Source organism: Pusillimonas sp., assembly GCF_035515275.1.
GTDB lineage: Bacteria > Pseudomonadota > Gammaproteobacteria > Burkholderiales > Burkholderiaceae_B > Pusillimonas.
This window is the reverse complement of record NZ_DATJBQ010000103.1, coordinates 1-18,180: the sequence shown is the minus strand read 5'-3', so window position 1 is coordinate 18,180 and position 18,180 is coordinate 1. Positions and strand designations below refer to the sequence as shown.

The window sequence follows — 18,180 nt, the reverse complement described above, 5'->3', positions numbered from 1 at the left end:
CGATCCACGTCGGCCTGGTAATCGTCAACCGAGATAAGCCCCACGCACGGCGCGGAACAACGGCCAATCTGATGCAGCAGACAGGGTCGCGAACGATTGGCATAAACGCTGTCTTCGCAAGTGCGCAGCCGAAACACCTTTTGAAGTATCTGTATGGTTTCGCGTACCGCCCAGGCGTTGGGATAAGGCCCGAAATAGCGGCCCTTGCCCGTAGTGGCGCCCCGGTAATAGGCAATGCGCGGAGCCTCGTGACCACTGATGCGCAAGAACGGATACGACTTGTCGTCACGAAAAAGAATGTTGTAGCGCGGCTGCAGACGCTTGATCAGGTTGTTTTCAAGCAGCAGCGCCTCGGCCTCAGACCGCGTGACGGTGACTTCGACACGCGCCACCCTGGCCAGCATATGCGCAATGCGCGGGCTGCCCTGGTTCTTCTGAAAATAGGACGAGACCCGTTTTTTAAGATTGGCAGCCTTGCCAACGTAAAGTACTTCGTCGCCGTCGTCGATGTGCCGGTACACGCCCGGCAACGACGGCAGGTCAGCCAGAAATGATTTTAGATTGAAGCTGTCGGGCATACTGGTAACGAGCAAGGCCTTGCAGGGTCTGCCAATCGGGCGCCGCCTGACGCGGCATGAGACGGCGGATTCGTTGCACCGACTCGGGTGAAGGCTGGTGCTGCAGGCGTGCCAGCAGATCGTCGGCCAGATCAGGGCGGTTGCACACCAGGACCATGTCGCAGCCGGCACCCAAGGCAGCCTGAGCGCGTGCAAGAATATCACCTGCCACAGTGGCGCCTTCCATGGTCAGGTCGTCGGAAAACACCACTCCATCATAGGCCAGATTGCCACGCAACATGGTTTGTATCCAGTACGGTGAGAATCCCGCAGGGTTCGGATCGACACTGGAATAAATGACGTGCGCCGGCATGACCGAAGGCAGCACCATGTCGCCCAACCAACCATAGGGCGCGCCGTCTTCTTGCATGATCTGCTCAAGGCTGCGCTCGTCGACCGGGATTTCGTGATGGGAGTCGGCCTGCACAAAGCCATGCCCCGGAAAGTGCTTGCCGCAAGCCGCCATGCCGGCCAGCATCAACCCCTGGATAAGCGCGCGGGCCAACATGGCCACGACCTGAGGTTCGCGATGAAACGCCCGGTTGCCAATGACCGTGCTGACACCGTAATCAAGGTCGAGCACCGGCGTAAAACTAAGGTCAACGCCACAGGCTCGCAGCTCGGCCGCTAACACGTAGCCGGTTTCAGTGGCCAGGCGCATGGCCGCCAACGAGTCGTCCATCCAGATCTCGCCGAAGGCCGACATGGGTGGCAAGGGCGTAAAACCGTCGGTGCGAAAACGCTGCACACGCCCCCCTTCGTGATCAACCGCGATAAGCAAAGGCTCGTGGCGCAGGTTATGGATGCTGCGACACAAGGCCTCAAGCTGCTGACGACTGCTGAAGTTGCGTGCAAACAGAATAACGCCACCCACCAGCGGGTGGCGCAAACGTTGGCGTTCGTGGTCGGTGAGCGTCGTGCCCTCTACATCGACCATGACCGGACCCGGCGGCAGGATGGAGGGGTTTGTCGGGGTGTCTGAAGGGTTTGCAGTGATGGTCATGAATAAATGATGAAACGGCTAGAGTCAAGGTAGCGGCAGGCAGACGCATAGCCCAGAGCGCAGGCGCCCCGGGCCCGCCTGCGATTAGCGACGGCCAGGTGCGGAGTAATCGACAAGCAGGGGCTCAAGCACCACGAAGGCCATGGCCATATCGCTTTCGTCGCTTAACGAGATGTGCGCAGCGCCGTACTTTGCGGCATACCACTGCGCCAGCGCGCCATCAAGGCGCACCGTGGGTCGGCCCCCGGGCAGGTTCAATGCCTGCATCATGCGCCACGACATGGGTGCGTGCATGCCCAGGCCTATGGCCTTGGAAAACGCTTCTTTGGCCGCGAATCGCGTGGCCAGATAACGGATGCCACGATTTGGATCGCGTTGGTGGCGACGCTGAAACACAGCGAACTCCTGATCGCCCAATATGCGCTCGGCGAACCTCATGCCGCGGCGCTGGAAGGCATTACGAACCCGGTCAACGCGCACCACGTCGGTGCCTATGCCGGCAATCGTACGAGGATCAGGTAGTTGCATGGTTCAGCACCCCTTGAATTGCGGGCTGCGCTTGGCCAAAAAGGCCTGCACACCCTCGGCGTAATCGTGACTGTTCCCCAGATCGCGCATCAGTTCGCGCTCAAGGTCCAGTTGTTCGGCCAGTGTATTGGAAAAACTTTGATTCATGGCCTGTTTGGTGGCAGCCAGGCCTTTGGTGGGCGCGGTCGAAAAATGCACTGCCAGCTCATTGAGGCGGGCATCGAACTGCTCGTCGGCCACGCACTCCCAGATAAGCCCCCACTCGGCCGCCTTGTCGGCGGGCAGCTTTTCGCCCAGCATGGCCAGGCCCATGGCGCGTGCCGGCCCCAGCAGGCGAGGCAGGATATAGGTGCCGCCCGTGTCGGGAAGCAAGCCCAGTCGGCAGAACGGCAGCACGAAACTGGCTGACGCGCGAGCAATGACGATGTCGCCCGCCAGAGCCAGGCTTGCGCCGGCCCCCGCTGCCACGCCGTTCACCCCCACCACCACCGGCATGGGCAGGTTACGCAAACGCTTGACCAACGGGCCATAGTATTTTTCGATGCTGGCACCCAGATCGACAGGCGGCGCGCCTTCTTTGACCACTCTTTGAGAAAGATCCTGCCCGGCGCAAAAGCCCCGGCCACTGCCGGTCAGCACAAATACCCGTGCGCCTTCGGACTCAACCCGGGTCAATGCCTGGGCGACTTCGTCGTGCATGTCGGCCGTGAAGCTGTTGAGCTTGTCAGGACGATTGAGTGTAAGGCGCGCAATACCGCCCTGGAGTTCGAACAAGATGTTTTCGTAGGTCATAGCTTGATGAAGTGCTCGCGATAATACTTAAGTTCTTCGATGGACTCGTAGATATCGGCCAGGGCCTCGTGGCGGCTTTGCTTGACGAAGCCTTTGTATACCTCGGGCTTCCAGCGCAGCGCCAGTTCCTTCAATGTGCTGACATCAAGATTGCGGTAATGAAAGAACGCCTCGAGACGCGGCATATACTTGACCAGAAACCGGCGATCTTGCCCAACCGTATTGCCGCACAAGGGCGATTTTCCGGTCGGAACATACTGCTGCAGAAACTCCAGCAATTGGGTTTCGGCCTGCTCTTCGGTCAGGGTCGATGCCTTGACCTTTTCGGTGAGGCCTGTTTTACCATGCGTAGAAGTGTTCCATTTGTCCATGGCATCAAGCAATTCGTTGCTTTGATGTATGACAAGCACGGGGCCCTCTGCTACAAAAGTAAGATCGGGTTCAGTGACAATGACCGCCGCTTCAATGATGCGTTCCTTTTCGGGGTCGAGTCCGGTCATTTCAAGATCGAGCCAAACCAGACGCTGTTCGTTAACCGCCATATAATCCTTCCTTAAAACAGCGATTTTCTCATACCTGCCGGCTGCTTATGTTTACACTGTGGTTCATTGCATTTTTATTGGCCGATCTGGTCACCCGGATCTGGGTGGCTTCACGCCAGATTCGCCACGTAGCGCAGCACCGCGAGCAGGTTCCGGTCGAGTTTTCCGACCGCATCAGCCTGCGAAGCCACCAGCGTGCTGCCGACTATACCCTGGCCAAGGTACGGCTGGGCGTCGTCCAGACTACAACCGAAGCCGCCCTGCTTGTCGTGCTGACCCTGCTCGGCGGCCTGCAATGGCTTGATCTTTACTGGGGTCGCGCCATTGAGTCTGAACTGGGGCGTCAGCTTGCACTGATCGGTTCGGTGCTTGCCATTATCGGTCTGGTCGGGCTGCCGTTTTCAATATGGCGCAAGTTCAGGCTTGAAGCCCGCTTCGGCTTCAATCGCATGACACCGGCGCTGTTTACCGCCGATCTGGCAAAGGGCCTGCTGCTGGCCCTATTATTGGGTGCCCCGCTGGTCGCCCTGGTGTTATGGGTTATGGGCAACACCGGTCCGCAATGGGTCTGGTGGGCCTGGGCAGTGTGGGTGGCTTTCAATTTTTTGATCATGTGGCTGTTTCCAACCGTGATCGCTCCGCTGTTCAACAAATTTACGCCGTTGCAAGATGCCACTGTGGCCGACCGGGTCAATGCGTTGGCCCAACGTTGCGGCTTTACGCTAAGCGGTTTGTTTGTTATGGACGGCTCCAAGCGGTCGGCTCACGGCAATGCCTATTTCACGGGTTTCGGGCGCAATCGCCGCATCGTGTTTTTCGATACCTTGCTTGCGCGCCTCAATCCCGGCGAAATCGAAGCCGTACTTGCTCACGAACTGGGCCACTTCAAGCACCGGCATATTATCAAGCGCATGGCGGTCAGCTTTGCCGCAGCACTGGGCTTCTTCTGGTTGCTGGGCTGGTTGTCGCAACAAGTGTGGTTTTACACTGGCTTGGGCGTGCTGCCGCAGTTGGGGCGCCCTAACGATGCCCTGGCCTTGATACTTTTCTTTTTGGTCATGCCGGTATTTACCTTTTGGGTAGCACCGCTTACCAGTTGGCTGTCGCGCCGCGACGAGTTCCAGGCCGACCGCTACGCGGCACGCCAATCATCGGCCGACGCCCTCATCTCGGCCCTGGTCAAGCTTTACGACGATAACGCCGCCACCCTTACGCCCGACCCTGTGCACTCAGCCTTCTACGACAGCCACCCGCCCGCCGCCGTGCGCATCCAGAAGCTACGACATGGCGTCTAACACTGCTTTGCTCAAGGGCCGCATCGTTGCCGCTCATGGTCGGCACTTTACCGTCGAGATGCCCGACGGCCACATACGGCAATGCTTTCCGCGCGGCAAAAAATCGGGTCCGGCAGTAGGCGACCTGGTGCTGATACTAGCGCAAGGTGAAACCGAAGGCGTCATAGAACGCATCGAGCCCCGGCAGAACCTGTTGTATCGCTCGGACGACATGCGCACCAAGCAGTTTGCGGCCAACGTCGACCAGTTGCTGATTGTGGTTGCCGTTGAACCGGCCTTTTCGCCAGACCTGATCGGGCGGGCCCTGGTTGCCGCGCAAAGCGCGGACATCGTCCCCGTGATCATTCTGAACAAGGCCGATCTTGTCGACCGACTGGCCAAAGCACGTGCTCAGGTCCAGGCTCTGGCGGCAGATTACGACCCGCCTATTCCAGTAGTGACCACCAATGCCCTGGATGCGGAAGCCACCGTTGCCGCCTTGCGGCCGCTGTTGCAAGACAAGCACAGCCTGCTGCTTGGACAAAGCGGCATGGGTAAGTCAAGCCTGCTTAATGCACTGGTTCCGCAAGCCCAGGCTGCAACACAAGAGCACTCGGTGGCGCTTGATGCCGGTCGCCATACCACAACCAGCACCCGGCTTTATCATTTGCCCGGCGGGGGCGCCGTCATCGACTCGCCGGGTTTCCAAAACTTCGGGCTATACCACTTAAGCCCGGGAGAAATCGAACGCGGCTTTCCCGAGTTTAAAAAGCATGCCGCTCAGTGCCGTTTTTATAACTGTGCCCACCGGCGCGAGCCGGGCTGCGGGGTGTTGGCGGCGATTTCTCGCGGCGACATTCGCCCCGAACGACACGAACTGTATTTGCGGATTCTGGCCGAGAACGAGGCGCAGGGCCGATACTGAAAGCGAAGCGGGTTAGCCCCAGGATGCTTTCCTGCTGGAGCGCAGCCGCAACAACTGCGGCCCTTGCCCCAAGCGTGATGGCAACGGCTATGCCCTGCTGCGGCTTCCGAGCTCGACCTGCGCCGCAGCCAGAAAATGATAAAAATTGCGAATCAGCGCCGCGGTCGCACCCCATATAAAGTGCTCGTGCCAGGGCATCGAAAAATAAAAACGATGCCCGCCGTCAGGCAGATGGGCCCTGTGCAAAAAATGGTTGGCGGGGTTCATTAAAAAAGCCAGCGGCACCTCGAACACCTCGGCCACTTCGGTAAGATCTGGGCGCACGACAAAACCGGGCATGACGTAACCAATGACAGGCTTCATGGTGAAGCGCGTAGAGGTCAAAAACCCCGGCTGCGTACCAAAAAGCTGAACGCAATTGGGCGGAATGCCAATTTCTTCTTGGGTTTCGCGCAAGGCGGCCGCCACGGCATCGTGGTCGGTGTCTTCAATGCGGCCGCCCGGAAAACAGATTTGACCGGCGTGGTCGTATAAGTGAGAAGCGCGCCGCGTAAACAACAGATGCAGGCCATTGGGGCGCTGCACCAGGGGCACGAAAACGGCCGCCTGTACGATGCCGATCAGATCGAGGCTGTCAGCTTGAAAGCTTTCGGTAAAAATGGGTTCGACTTGCCAGTCGATAGCGGTTTTGAACGCCTCGCGAATAAAATCCAGCTGCAAGGTCGCGTTGCTTAAAGGCAACAAAACATCTGACAGCGGCACAATGGGCTGGGTCTGGGGATCGAATCCCGGAACGATTACGGTACGTTTTCCGGCCCGAGAATGCGGTGTGTTTCGCGCCATAGCTCCGATAAAAAGCAACAAAGGCACCGCTCGGGTGCCTTTGCTTACTACTGGATTCGGGCGAAACAGAGCGATTATGCTTCTGCTTTTTTGTCGGCCCGGCGAACCAGCTTTTCTTTGATGCGTGCAGATTTACCCGAACGGCTACGCAGGTAATAAAGTTTAGCACGGCGGACATCGCCACGGCGCTTGACTTCGATGGACGCGATTTGCGGGGAATACAGCTGGAAGGTACGCTCGACGGCTTCGCCGGACGAGATCTTGCGCACAATGAACGACGAATTAAGGCCGCGATTACGCTTGCCGATAACCACGCCTTCGTAGGCCTGTACACGCTTGCGTGTGCCTTCGACAACGTTGACGTTGACGACCACGGTATCACCGGGGCCAAATACAGGCTTGGCTTCGCCGCCGGTAAGGCGGTTGATTTCTTCCTGCTCGATAGTAGCGATTAAGTCCACAATGGGCTCCTGATTTCATCGAAAACGGCCATGTTGGGTCCGTAGAGGGTTTTTTAGGCCGCCAGAAGATGAGTTGCAAAACCAAGCATTTTACGTTGTTTTTGGAATTTTTAAAAGCCGCCGGCTACGCCAAGCCACATCAAACCTGGAATCGTGGCGCCCCAAATAGCCACCAGACAGACATCGGCCAGCATGGCGCCCCGGGTGAGGCCGCTTTTTTGAGCCTTGCCAGACTTGGCCGCACCGGCAGCCGGCTGGCCCGTACGTGGCTGAATGGGTTGCTTGACCGGCGGGAAGGGCCACTTGGCGGCAGTTTTTGTATTCATGGTTGTCTCGCAATAGGTAGTAGCAGAAGCTGTTTTTAAAACCACTGTTTTTTTGAACAGCCAATGTAGGCACTGTACAAAACAACAGCCTGCCGCGCAAGCTTTTTTTACAAAAAAAATCGCCAGGCGGATGCCTGGCGATGTGGATCAGCATTGCACGCCCGCCGAGACTGCCCTCTGCAAGCACCCAACCGCTATTGCCGATTACTTATTGGGCTGAGGCGTAATGCGCAGGTAAGGGCGCACCTCCTTATAGCCTTTGGGAAACTTGGCCTTGAGTTCGGCTTCATCTTTAATGGACGGCACTATGATGCAGTCGTCGCCGTCTTCCCAGTTGACCGGTGTAGCCACGCTATGGCTGTCGGTAAGCTGCAAAGAATCTATGACACGCAGAATTTCATTGAAGTTGCGCCCGGTGCTCGCGGGGTAGGTGAGCGTCAGACGCACTTTTTTATTCGGATCGATAATGAACACCGAGCGCACGGTTGCGGTCGTGCTGGCGTTGGGATGGATCATGTCGTAGAGGTCGGAGACCTTGCGGTCGGCATCGGCCAGAATGGGGAAATTAACCTTGGTGTTCTGGGTGTCGTTGATGTCGTGTATCCACTCTTTGTGCGACTGTGCATCGTCGACAGAAACAGCAATAACCTTGACGTTACGCTTGGCGAACTCGTCGGCAAGCTTGGCGGTGTAGCCTAGTTCGGTCGTACACACTGGGGTAAAGTCGGCCGGGTGCGAAAACAACACACCCCAGTGGTCGCCCAGGTATTCATGAAATTTAATGGGGCCGATGTCGGAATCTTGTTCAAAGTCGGGGGCGGTGTCGCCCAGTCGCAAAGTAGCCATGTGAGTCTCTTCCTGAAAGGATGAAAAAAAACGAAGCCCATGCCGGTGAAACCGCCGCCGGAACGCATCAATTCATTGTGCCAGCTTCGACGACAGATATTAAATACCGTCTGTATATAACGTTATAAGCTAAAGCGAAGGCGTGCTGCAACCAGCCGGGTGGCGCAGATAATCAGCCTGCGTGTCGGTCGGTGTACTGGTCGGCATATCGAGCCATAACGGCGCCTTCGGTGATGGACTGCAGCAGTGCTGCCGCCCGAGGTAAAACCAACGCGCCATACATAATGCAAACGGCAAGCTTGCTGGCATAGAACGGGTCAGGATCGGCCTGCTGGAGCTTTTGCGAACACACCAGCGCGGCTCGCGCCATTTGCCAGCCGGCCAGCACCGTACCGGCCAACATAAGATAGGGCACACTGCCCATGAACGCAGCGCGGGGCGAGCCCGCTTGCGCGGCCATGTAGTCGACCGAATCCGAATACGCCTGCAGGCCCACACCAAAGTGTCGCGCCAGCAGCTGCAGACCCTCGCCGTGCGAGCCGCCCTGCTTTGCCGCAGCCTGCAGCTGCTTAAGGGTGGCAAGCATCTGTTCAAGCAAGGCCTGTGCTGTCCGGCCCTGGTCGCGCCAGGTCTTTCGGGCCAGCAGATCGTTGGCCTGTATGGCTGTTGTGCCCTCGTAGATGGGCAAAATACGGGCATCGCGCAAATACTGCGCAGCGCCGGTTTCTTCGATATAGCCCATGCCGCCATGAACCTGTACACCCAACGAAGCCACTTCAACCGCATTTTCGGTGCAAAAGCCTTTCACCACTGGAACCAGGTACTCGTGCACAGCCTGCTGGCGGGTGCGCTCGGCCTCGTCGGGATGATGACGGGAGAGATCGCAGGCCTTGGCCGCCATGGCCGCCAGCGCCCTGCCCGCGTCGGACAACGCCCGCATGGTCCAGAGCATGCGCTGAACATCGGGATGACAGTTGATGGGTTGCGGCCCCACAAGGGGTTGCCCGGGGCTTTGACCCTGCAGGCGCTCGGCCGCGTAGGCCCACGCCTTTTGCGTGGCCCGCTCGGCAAGGGCAACCCCTTGCACCCCCACCGCAAACCTTGCCGCGTTCATCATGACAAACATGTATTGCAAGCCGCGGTTGGGCTCGCCCACCATATAGCCCACCGCACCCTCGCCCGCCTCGCCCTTGCCGGAACCATACAACATGACCGCCGTGGGGCTGGCATGGATACCTAGCTTGTGCTCAAGCGATGCGCACCAGACGTCGTTACGAGGGCCCAGTGAACCATCGGCAGCCACCAAAAACTTGGGGACGATGAAAAGTGAAATGCCCTTTACACCTTCGGGGGCGTCGGGCAAGCGCGCCAGCACAAGATGAACAATGTTTTCGGCCAGGTCGTGCTCGCCGAACGTGATGAAGATTTTCTGGCCGAACAGCCGATAGCTGCCGTCAGGCTGCGGAAGGGCCCGTGTTTTCAGCAATGAAAGGTCGGAACCGGCCTGCGGCTCGGTCAGGTTCATGGTGCCTGTCCAGCGACCTTCAATCAGGGCGGGAATATAAAGCGCCTGTTGCTCTGCATTGCCCACAGAAGCCAACGCCTCGATAACGCCGTCGGTGAGCAAGGGACAAAGTGAAAAGGCAAGGCTGGCGGCATTGATGTTTTCAACCGTTGCCGTGCCCACCAGTTTGGGAAAGCCTTGCCCACCGTGACTGGGGTCGTGCTGCAAACCTTGCCAGCCGCCCTGGGCGTATTGCCGGAAAGCCTGTTGAAAGTCCGGCGACGTAACAACGGCACCATCGAGCCAACGCGACGGCGAGGCGTCTGACGGCGCGTTCAGCGGTGCGATTTCAGATTCGACAAAACGGGCGCTTTCGGTCAGTACTGCTTGCACCAGATCGGGCGTGATGTCAGTGAATCCCGGCAGGCTCAATAGGGCCGGCAGGTCGGACAGGTCTTCGAGAACAAACCGGATATCGCGCAAAGGCGAGCTATAGCCCATGATGCCCCCAATGTCCGAAAGCGGGTGTCGCATGGCCGACGCCACAACGGCCGGCCATGCGCGTTAGCGTTACAGCGAGTTGGTCAGCTCGGGCACTGCCTGGAACAGGTCAGCAACCAGGCCGTAATCGGCAACACCAAAAATAGGCGCCTCGGCGTCTTTATTGATGGCCACAATGACCTTGGAGTCTTTCATGCCTGCCAGATGTTGAATGGCTCCCGAAATACCCACCGCCACATATAGATGCGGCGCAACGATTTTGCCGGTCTGCCCCACCTGCCAGTCGTTGGGCGCATAACCTGCGTCGACCGCGGCACGCGATGCGCCCAGGGCTGCGCCCAATTTGTCGGCAAGCGGCTCGAGCAGCTTGAAGTTCTCGGCGCTGCCCATGCCGCGACCCCCCGAAACCACTACCGTAGCGCCGGCCAGCTCGGGACGATCGCTTTTTGCCACCTCGCGGCCCACAAAAGACGACAGGCCCGAGTCGGCCACGGCTTCGATGGTTTCGATTGCGGCCTGACCGCCCTCGGCAGCGACCGGATCAAAAGCCGTGGTGCGAACGGTGATGACCTTGACCGGATCGGGCGACTGTACAGTGGCAATGGCGTTGCCGGCATAGATGGGGCGTTGGAACGTGTCGGGAGCATCGACGGCCAAAATATCGGAAATCTGAGCGACATCGAGTTTGGCCGCCACGCGGGGGGCAACGTTCTTGCCTTCGGCAGTGGCGGCAAACAATATATGGCTGTAACCCGACGCCACAGCCAGCACCTGGGCCGCAACATTCTCGGCCAGGTGATCGGCCAGAGCCGCACCGTCGGCCAGCAGCACTTTACTGACACCGGCCACTTTGGCCCCCTGCTCGGCGATGGCCTGCACGCCCTCACCCGCTACCAGCAGGTGAACATCGCCGCCGATTTTTTGCGCGGCTGCCACAGCGTTAAGCGTTGCGCCCCTAAGCTGGGCTTTATCGTGTTCTGCAATGACAAGTATCGACATGATTAAATTACCTTTGCTTCATTCTTGAGTTTGTCGACCAAAGCGGCTACGTCGGGCACCATGACACCGGCCGAACGAGCCGGCGGCTCGGACACCTTGAGTGTCTTGAGGCGGGGAGCCGCATCAACGCCAAGTTCTTCGGGCGTGGTGGTTTCCAGGGGCTTTTTCTTGGCCTTCATGATGTTGGGCAGCGTGACGTAGCGCGGCTCGTTCAAGCGCAGGTCGGTCGTGATGATTGCGGGCAGCTTGATCGACAAGGTTTCAAGACCGCCGTCGATTTCGCGCGTGACCGTCGCAGTGTCGCCCGAGACCTCGATCTTGCTGGCGAAAGTGGCTTGCGGCCAGTCGAGCAGCGCAGCCAGCATCTGACCGGTTTGGTTGGCGTCGTCATCGATGGCCTGCTTGCCCAGGATGACCAATTGGGGTTGCTCTTTATCGACCACGGCCTTTAGCAGCTTGGCTACCGCCAGCGGCTGCAGTTGAGCGTCGGTCTGAACCAGGATGGAGCGATCGGCGCCGATAGCCATGGCGGTGCGCAGCGTTTCTTGACATTGTGCAGTGCCACAAGAAACAGCCACAACCTCGGTTGCGACAGACTTTTCCTTAAGACGCGTGGCCTCTTCGACGGCGATTTCATCGAACGGGTTCATGGACATTTTCACGTTGGCGATGTCCACATCGCTTTGATCCGACTTGACGCGCACCTTGACGTTGTAATCAACCACACGCTTGACGGGTATCAATACCTTCATCGAGCATTTCCTCCGGAATATGAAATGGGAATTCTGTTTTAATGCCGCGAGCACCGGTTCGGTTACCCGCCGGCAGACGACCGTAATCGAGGTAATACCGCATTCTACAGCTTTGCCAATGCTTTGATGTGCGCTGCAACACTGCGTCCCAAAGCCGAGGGGTCGTAACCGCCTTCAAGAAAACTGACGATACGCCCCTGTGCGGTTCGATCGGCCAGATCAACGAGCTTTTCGGTGATCCATGCGTAGTCGGCTTCGACCATATCGAGCTGGGCGAGCTCGTCTTCGCGGTGGCCGTCGAAGCCCGCAGAAACAAAGATGAACTCGGGCGCAAATGCCTCGAGACGAGGCATCCAGCCCGACTCAACGATGTTGTGCAGCAGGTTGATGTCGGCATGCGGGGGAACCGGTACGTTAAGCATGTTTGCAGCGGGATGTTCAGGGTATACATTGGGAAATAGCGGGTGCTGAAAAAAACTGCACATCAGTACGCGCTCGTCTCCCTCGAAAATTTCGGCAGTTCCATTGCCATGATGCACGTCGAAATCAATGATCGCTATCCGTTTTAACCCGTATTTTTTAAGCGTGTACGCTACAGTTATGGCCAGATTGTTAAAAAAACAGAATCCCATGGCCCGATCCAGGCCGGCGTGATGGCCCGGCGGACGCACCGAGCAGAACGCCGTCTGAGCCTGGCCGGCCATGATGGCGTCAACCGCAACAATACCCGCACCTGCCGCCGCGTACGCGGCATCCAGCGTAAATGGGTTCATCAAAGTATCGAGATCGATTTCGGCATATCCCTGGGCAGGCGATTTACTGCGCAGCTCTTCGAGCAAAGATGGAGTGTGCACACGTAAAATATCTTCGTCTCGGGCCGGTACGGCCTCGCGTGCTGCCAGAAGGCTGAACAGGCCGCTTGCGATGAGCCGGTCGTTGATGGCGTCAAGTCGATGAGGGCTTTCGGGATGCCACTGGCCCATCTCATGCAAGTGACAGTCGGGGTGAGTAATATAGAGGGTCTGCATAAGGAGGATTATGTTCAAACCCGTCCGTGTTTTGCAAGTCGCTGCAGCCTTGCTGCTTGGCGGCTGCGCCTCAAGCCATACCGTTTCGCCCTCTCAAGCCTCCTTGCCCGCGCAGGCGGCGGCACAGGCCGCCGCGCCCGCCCTGACGCCCGCCCTCTCGCCCAAGCGCAGGCCGGCTCAATTCGGCGGTGGCGCCAACGACTTTACTGATGCGCAGGGCCGACTCAAGCCCGAAATTCAAACGTACGCCCAGCGTGTCTCTGGTGAACGCAGGCTACCCCTGGCCCATGTGCAGGCGTTGCTCGAAGATGCCCGCTACGACGCCAAGGCCGCCAACCTGATGTCGCCGACCAAAACGCGGGTACGCCGCAGTTGGGTCACCTACCGCGGCCGCTTCGTCGAGCCGGTGCGCATTCGAACAGGGCTTGAGTTTTGGGCGCAGCACCGTGCGACGCTCGACCAGGCCGCCACACGTTACGGCGTGCCGCCATCGATCATCGTGGCCATTATCGGCGTCGAAACCGTGTACGGACGCTACACGGGCAGCTTTTCGGTACTGGACGCCATTGCCACCCTGGCCTTTCGCTACCCCGACCCCGACCGACCCGACCGAACCAAACTTTTTCAGGACCAGCTTGCCGACCTGATCGAACTGGATCATGACGGCGTGCTCGACGCCCGCGAGGCAACGGGTTCATTTGCCGGGGCCATGGGCTTGCCTCAGTTCATGCCGGGCAGCCTCAAGCGTTTTGCGGTCGACGGCGACGGCGATCGCGACATCAATCTGGGCGCCAGCCCCGAAGACGCCATTATGTCGGTGGCCAACTTCCTGGTGGAGCACGGCTGGCAACGCGGCCTGCCGGTCTTTGCACCCGTGACCCTGCCCGGGGACACGAAGCCATTGGTTCATGGCGGACTCGAACCTGTTTACGATTGGGAACAGCTTAAAACATACGGCGCGTCCGCTTTAAAAACAGCGTCGGGCAGCGGCACAAGCGAGCTCTGGAAGCAGCACAAGCTGGGTATCGTCGACCTGGTGGACGAACCGCGCAAACAGGTTGAATACCGTAGCGGAACGCCCAATTTCTTTGCCATCACCCATTACAACCGAAGCTATTTTTATGCTGCGTCGGTTGCAGACCTGGCAGACGAACTGGCCTCGCGCATAGGTTACGGCGGGCCCAACTAGGCCATTTGAAACGAATCAGGCCAAGCAAACGGCCTTATCAGGCGGTGTCGACGGTGGTACTCTAAAAGGCCGTCCAGCTCGTTTGGGCACCCTACCCCAGAGCCAATGTCGACACCCATATCCTCTGCAGCGCGTGCCGATCAGCAAACCCATTCGGGTCGCGCTACCGCCTTGCCCACAGATACTGCACACGACACCGAACGCGCCAAGCTTACCAGCGGGCTGCTGGCCCAACCGGCTCGGGTGGCTCCCAAGTATCTATACGATACGTTGGGCTCAAAGCTTTTCGAGGCACTGTGCCTGCTGCCCGAGTACTATCCCACGCGAACAGAAGCCGCCATTGTGTGCGAGCACCTCGACGAAATCGCCGACGCGGCTGGCCCATACGGCACCCTTATAGACCTGGGCGCCGGAAACTGCGCCAAGGCTGAGCGACTTTTTGACGCGCTCAAACCCGATCATTACGTGGCAGTGGATATCTCGGCCGATTTTCTGCACACGGCTTTGAACCGCCTTCGTGCAAGCCACCCCAACATCCACATGACGGCGCTGGGCCAAGACTTCTCGCACGGGTTGCAATTGCCGGACACGGTTCCTGCCAACGGGCGCCTGTTCTTTTATCCGGGCTCGTCGCTGGGCAACTTTGCGCCGCCTGATGCTTGCCGCTTTTTGGGCGACTTGCGTCAAAACGGGGGAGACGATTCAGCATTGTTGCTGGGCGTGGACCTGGTCAAGGACGCGAAGGTGCTCAATGCCGCCTACGACGACGAACTAGGCGTGACCAGCGCCTTCAACTTAAACCTCCTACGCCATGTCAATCGAACCTTGCATGCCAACTTCGACGTGCGCGACTGGCGCCACGTGTCGTTCTTCAATGAGACAGAAAGCCGGGTCGAGATGCATTTGCAAGCGCGACGCAGCGTTGATGTCTGCTGGGAGAATACGCGTCGGCATTTTGACGAAGGCGAACGCATACACACAGAAAACAGCTACAAATACACCCGGGCCTCATTGAACAAGCTATTGCAACAGGCCGGCTGGCATCCGTCCGTGTACTGGACCGACGAAGACGACAAATTTGCAGTCGTACATGCGCAAGCAAGTTTGCCCGCGCCGCGCGGCCAGGGGGCTCGGGCATGAGCTTGTCCGGCACCTTGCTGTCGCGCTTTGAAAACATTCGGCGCGCAACCACGATGCTGACCGAGCCGCTGAGCGACGAAGACTGCTGCGTGCAATCCATGACCGACGCCAGCCCCGTCAAATGGCATCTGGCCCACACCACCTGGTTTTTCGAAACCTTTGTACTCGAACGTTTCGAGCCGGCCTTCCAGCCCTTCAACGGCGATTTTCGCATGCTGTACAACTCGTACTACAACAGCATCGGAGAACAATACCCCCGCTCGCGGCGCGGGCTGATCACGCGCCCCAGCATGGACGAGGTGCATGAGTATCGTAACGACATCAATGCACGCGTGGCATCACTGATACTGATCGCTGCCGCCCCTGCAGGTGAGCCCAGACCCGAGATCGAGCAACTGATCGAGCTGGGACTGCAGCACGAGCAGCAACATCAGGAACTGATCCTGACCGACCTGAAGCACCTGCTCTGGCACAACCCCCTGCGTCCGGCATATTGCAGCCAAGCTACGGTCGAAGCCGCCACCCAGCCCCTGCACTGGCCGACTTTCGAAGGCGGGCTTATTGAAATCGGCAGCCAGGCCGATAGTTTCTGTTATGACAACGAGCTGCCGCGGCACAAGCAGTTTCTTGAGCCCTATGCCCTGGGCTCCAGGCTGATCACCAATGCAGAGTACCTGGCTTTCATGAATGCAGGCGGGTACCAAAACCCCTCGTTATGGCTCTCGGAAGGCTGGGCCTGGCTGAAAGGCGAGCCCGTCGCCATAGCCCACCCGCTTTACTGGCAAGAGACCGACGGCGCCTGGCAAGAGTTCACCCTGCACGGCCTGCTGCCCTTGAACCCTGAACAAGCGGCTATTCATCTTTCGTACTACGAGGCTGACGCCTATGCACGCTGGGCCGGCGCCAGGCTGCCCACCGAAGCCGAATGGGAGAACGCCGCCGCGCCACCCGCACAAGGGTCATCTGACGGCACACCCGCCGATGCCCCGCAACTGGAACAGTTGTTTGATACCGCATGGCAATGGACCAGCAGCAGCTACGCGCCTTACCCGGGCTTCAAGCCGCCATCAGGCGCCATTGGCGAATACAACGGCAAGTTCATGGTGAACCAATATGTGCTGCGCGGCGGCTCTTGTGTCACACCGCCGGATCACAGCCGAGCCACCTATCGAAATTTTTTTCCCAGCCACGCCCGCTGGCAGTACACAGGGCTAAGGCTGGCTCGTTCGTTGTAGTTTCTAGTTGAAGACGCCGGTGGACAAATAACGGTCACCCCGGTCGCAAACGATGAAAGCAATGGTGGCGTTCTGCACGCGCTCGGCCACCCGCAAGGCCGCCACCAGGGCTCCGGCCGACGAAATGCCCGCGAAGATGCCTTCTTCGGCCGCCATGCGGCGGGCCATTTCTTCGGCCTCTTCCTGGCCGATATATTCGAAATGGTCGACTTGCTCGGGGTGGTAGATTTTAGGCTGATACGCTTCAGGCCATTTTCGTATCCCCGGAATCGACGCGCCTTCGGCAGGCTGCGCACCCACAACCTGAATGGCAGCATTTTGCCCGCGTAAATAGCTTCCGACACCCATGATGGTGCCAGTGGTGCCCATGGCACTGACAAAATGGGTGAGTTCACCGCTGGTTTGCCGCCAAAGCTCGGGGCCGGTGCCCTCGATGTGCGCCTGAGTGTTGTCGGGGTTGGCAAACTGATCAAGCACCTTGCCCTTGCCTTCGGCCTGCATGGCGCTGGCCAGGTCGCGCGCGTACTCCATGCCACCCTTGTCAGCAGGCGTAAGTATCAGTTGGGCCCCGTACGCTGTCATGGAGGCGCGGCGCTCGAGTGACAGGTTGTCGGGCATGATCAGTATCATCTTGTAGCCGCGCACCGCGGCCACCATGGCCAGTGCAATGCCTGTATTGCCGCTGGTGGCTTCAATAAGCGTGTCGCCCGGCTTGATCTCGCCGCGCGCTTCGGCGCGGCGGATCATGGAATTGGCGGCGCGATCTTTGACCGACCCCGCGGGGTTGTTGCCTTCGAGCTTGGCAAGAATAACGTTGCCCCGGTCTTCGCCCAACGGGCCCGGAATGCGTTGCAGTTGCACCAAGGGCGTTTCGCCTATGGTTTGTTCGATGGTCTGGTATTGTTTCATGCGCAAATCATACACCCAACCCATCTATCAGTGCTCCGTCGGGGGCGCCTCCATCGCTACGTTCAAAGCCCACTCTAGCGGCGATGACGGGCGGCTGCCCTGGGGGCTTAACGACCCGCCTTGCGTGGGGGCGCTGCAGTCGGCTTGGCCTCAGCACTACGTGATTCGCCCACCGTCAGCCCCGCGGCCTGAAGCGCCCGCGCCTTCTTGGGCCCTATGCCCTTGACCCGCTCGGCCAGGTCGTCGAATGACTCGAAACTGCCGCCCCGCGTTCGCTCGTCGATAATGATCTGCGCGGTTTTCGGGCCGATTCCAGTGATGCTTTCCAGTTGCTGGGCCGATGCACTGTTTACGTTAACCGCCCAGGCGGTGGGCAGTGCAAGTGCCATCGCCAGCCCCACCACAGCCCCTGCCGCCTTCCGGTAGCAGGCCGGCCATCGGGCCACCGCCCATGCCAGGCGCCTTGACACCGGAGCACGGCCACGACGTCGCACGAGGCGCCCTGATCGCGGATAACGAGCAGGCTTGCGGCCAGGCTCGACGTCGTTTGAAACGGGCGCTACTGCCGGCCTGGCGCTATTTTGAGGTATGTCGTTGTCGGGCGGATTGTTGTCATTCGCAGCGCGCGCAGGCGGCTCGGACAAGGGCCGGGCAACGGTGGATTGTGTGAAAGGGTTCATGGCGACCTCCGAAATGGTGAACGGAAAGACGGGCCCTGGATGTGGGCCGATCAAGGTCAATGATGCGGGTGGCTGTCTTGGAAGGC

The 18,180-nt window shown here is 59.1% G+C and carries 20 protein-coding genes; 5 read left to right on the top strand and 15 right to left on the bottom strand.

Translation table 11 applies throughout. From position 1 onward, the window contains the following. From VL003_RS07715 to orn, 5 genes are all read right to left on the bottom strand, one after another. The coding region (locus VL003_RS07715; protein WP_325441215.1) for a GIY-YIG nuclease family protein at positions 1 to 578 on the bottom strand (578 nt) is incomplete at its 3' end. Then, complete coding sequence (gene nagZ / locus VL003_RS07710; RefSeq protein ID WP_325441211.1) at positions 541 to 1,620, bottom strand: beta-N-acetylhexosaminidase; 1,080 nt, start codon at positions 1,618 to 1,620, stop codon at positions 541 to 543. The genes nagZ and VL003_RS07715, both read right to left, overlap by 38 nt. An 84-nt stretch (positions 1,621 to 1,704) precedes the next feature. After that, positions 1,705 to 2,148 carry a holo-ACP synthase gene (gene acpS, locus VL003_RS07705; protein WP_325441210.1) on the bottom strand — a complete coding sequence of 148 codons (444 nt, stop codon included), beginning with the start codon at positions 2,146 to 2,148 and terminating at the stop codon, positions 1,705 to 1,707. Between the two features lie 3 nt (positions 2,149 to 2,151). After that, on the bottom strand, positions 2,152 to 2,940 hold the full coding sequence (gene paaG, locus VL003_RS07700; protein WP_325441208.1) for a 2-(1,2-epoxy-1,2-dihydrophenyl)acetyl-CoA isomerase PaaG: 789 nt from the start codon (positions 2,938 to 2,940) through the stop codon (positions 2,152 to 2,154). Then, a complete protein-coding gene (gene orn / locus VL003_RS07695) occupies positions 2,937 to 3,482 on the bottom strand; it encodes an oligoribonuclease (protein ID WP_325441206.1) in 546 nt (181 codons plus the stop codon). Before orn ends, paaG begins: the two co-directional genes overlap by 4 nt. Before the next feature lie 47 nt (positions 3,483 to 3,529). On the opposite strand from orn, the gene VL003_RS07690 reads away from it, so the two are divergent. Then, positions 3,530 to 4,777 carry a M48 family metallopeptidase gene (locus tag VL003_RS07690; protein WP_325441204.1) on the top strand — a complete coding sequence of 416 codons (1,248 nt, stop codon included), beginning with the start codon at positions 3,530 to 3,532 and terminating at the stop codon, positions 4,775 to 4,777. Further along, the gene (gene rsgA, locus VL003_RS07685) at positions 4,767 to 5,681 is read left to right on the top strand and encodes a ribosome small subunit-dependent GTPase A (protein WP_325441202.1); all 915 of its coding nucleotides are present in this window, start codon (positions 4,767 to 4,769) and stop codon (positions 5,679 to 5,681) included. Before VL003_RS07690 ends, rsgA begins: the two co-directional genes overlap by 11 nt. Positions 5,682 to 5,768: 87 nt before the next feature. Here rsgA and VL003_RS07680 read toward each other — a convergent pair whose 3' ends face one another. The 8 genes from VL003_RS07680 to VL003_RS07645 form a co-directional block, all read right to left on the bottom strand. Next, the gene (locus VL003_RS07680) at positions 5,769 to 6,524 is read right to left on the bottom strand and encodes a CoA pyrophosphatase (protein WP_325441200.1); all 756 of its coding nucleotides are present in this window, start codon (positions 6,522 to 6,524) and stop codon (positions 5,769 to 5,771) included. Between the two features lie 74 nt (positions 6,525 to 6,598). Next, the gene (gene rplS, locus VL003_RS07675) at positions 6,599 to 6,985 is read right to left on the bottom strand and encodes a 50S ribosomal protein L19 (protein ID WP_325441198.1); all 387 of its coding nucleotides are present in this window, start codon (positions 6,983 to 6,985) and stop codon (positions 6,599 to 6,601) included. Positions 6,986 to 7,095: 110 nt separating this feature from the next. Then, complete coding sequence (locus VL003_RS07670; protein ID WP_325441217.1) at positions 7,096 to 7,311, bottom strand: hypothetical protein; 216 nt, start codon at positions 7,309 to 7,311, stop codon at positions 7,096 to 7,098. A 204-nt stretch (positions 7,312 to 7,515) separates the two neighbouring features. Beyond that, positions 7,516 to 8,157, bottom strand: a complete 642-nt coding sequence (locus tag VL003_RS07665) for a peroxiredoxin (RefSeq protein WP_325441196.1) — start codon at positions 8,155 to 8,157, stop codon at positions 7,516 to 7,518. Between the two features lie 172 nt (positions 8,158 to 8,329). Beyond that, positions 8,330 to 10,162, bottom strand: coding sequence for an acyl-CoA dehydrogenase (locus VL003_RS07660; RefSeq protein ID WP_325441213.1), 1,833 nt, complete (start codon positions 10,160 to 10,162; stop codon positions 8,330 to 8,332). Positions 10,163 to 10,231: 69 nt separating this feature from the next. Continuing rightward, positions 10,232 to 11,161, bottom strand: a complete 930-nt coding sequence (locus tag VL003_RS07655; protein WP_325441194.1) for an electron transfer flavoprotein subunit alpha/FixB family protein — start codon at positions 11,159 to 11,161, stop codon at positions 10,232 to 10,234. A gap of 2 nt (positions 11,162 to 11,163) precedes the next feature. Next, complete coding sequence (locus tag VL003_RS07650; protein ID WP_325441192.1) at positions 11,164 to 11,913, bottom strand: electron transfer flavoprotein subunit beta/FixA family protein; 750 nt, start codon at positions 11,911 to 11,913, stop codon at positions 11,164 to 11,166. Between the two features lie 104 nt (positions 11,914 to 12,017). Then, complete coding sequence (locus VL003_RS07645) at positions 12,018 to 12,941, bottom strand: histone deacetylase family protein (RefSeq protein ID WP_325441190.1); 924 nt, start codon at positions 12,939 to 12,941, stop codon at positions 12,018 to 12,020. A gap of 10 nt (positions 12,942 to 12,951) precedes the next feature. Here VL003_RS07645 and mltB point away from each other — a divergent pair, with 10 nt between their 5' ends. The 3 genes from mltB (at position 12,952) to egtB (ending at position 16,505) form a co-directional block, all read left to right on the top strand. Next, a complete protein-coding gene (gene mltB, locus VL003_RS07640) occupies positions 12,952 to 14,130 on the top strand; it encodes a lytic murein transglycosylase B (protein WP_325441188.1) in 1,179 nt (392 codons plus the stop codon). 105 nt (positions 14,131 to 14,235) lie between these two features. Beyond that, positions 14,236 to 15,270, top strand: coding sequence for an L-histidine N(alpha)-methyltransferase (egtD, locus tag VL003_RS07635; RefSeq protein WP_325441186.1), 1,035 nt, complete (start codon positions 14,236 to 14,238; stop codon positions 15,268 to 15,270). Continuing rightward, a complete protein-coding gene (gene egtB / locus VL003_RS07630) occupies positions 15,267 to 16,505 on the top strand; it encodes an ergothioneine biosynthesis protein EgtB (RefSeq protein WP_325441184.1) in 1,239 nt (412 codons plus the stop codon). Before egtD ends, egtB begins: the two co-directional genes overlap by 4 nt. A 3-nt stretch (positions 16,506 to 16,508) precedes the next feature. On the opposite strand, the gene cysM is transcribed toward egtB, so the two are convergent. Next, positions 16,509 to 17,414, bottom strand: coding sequence for a cysteine synthase CysM (gene cysM, locus VL003_RS07625; RefSeq protein WP_325441182.1), 906 nt, complete (start codon positions 17,412 to 17,414; stop codon positions 16,509 to 16,511). 107 nt (positions 17,415 to 17,521) lie between these two features. Then, entirely contained in the window at positions 17,522 to 18,094 is a 573-nt protein-coding gene (locus VL003_RS07620; protein ID WP_325441180.1) for a ComEA family DNA-binding protein, read from the bottom strand. Between the last annotated feature and the right edge of the window lie 86 nt (positions 18,095 to 18,180).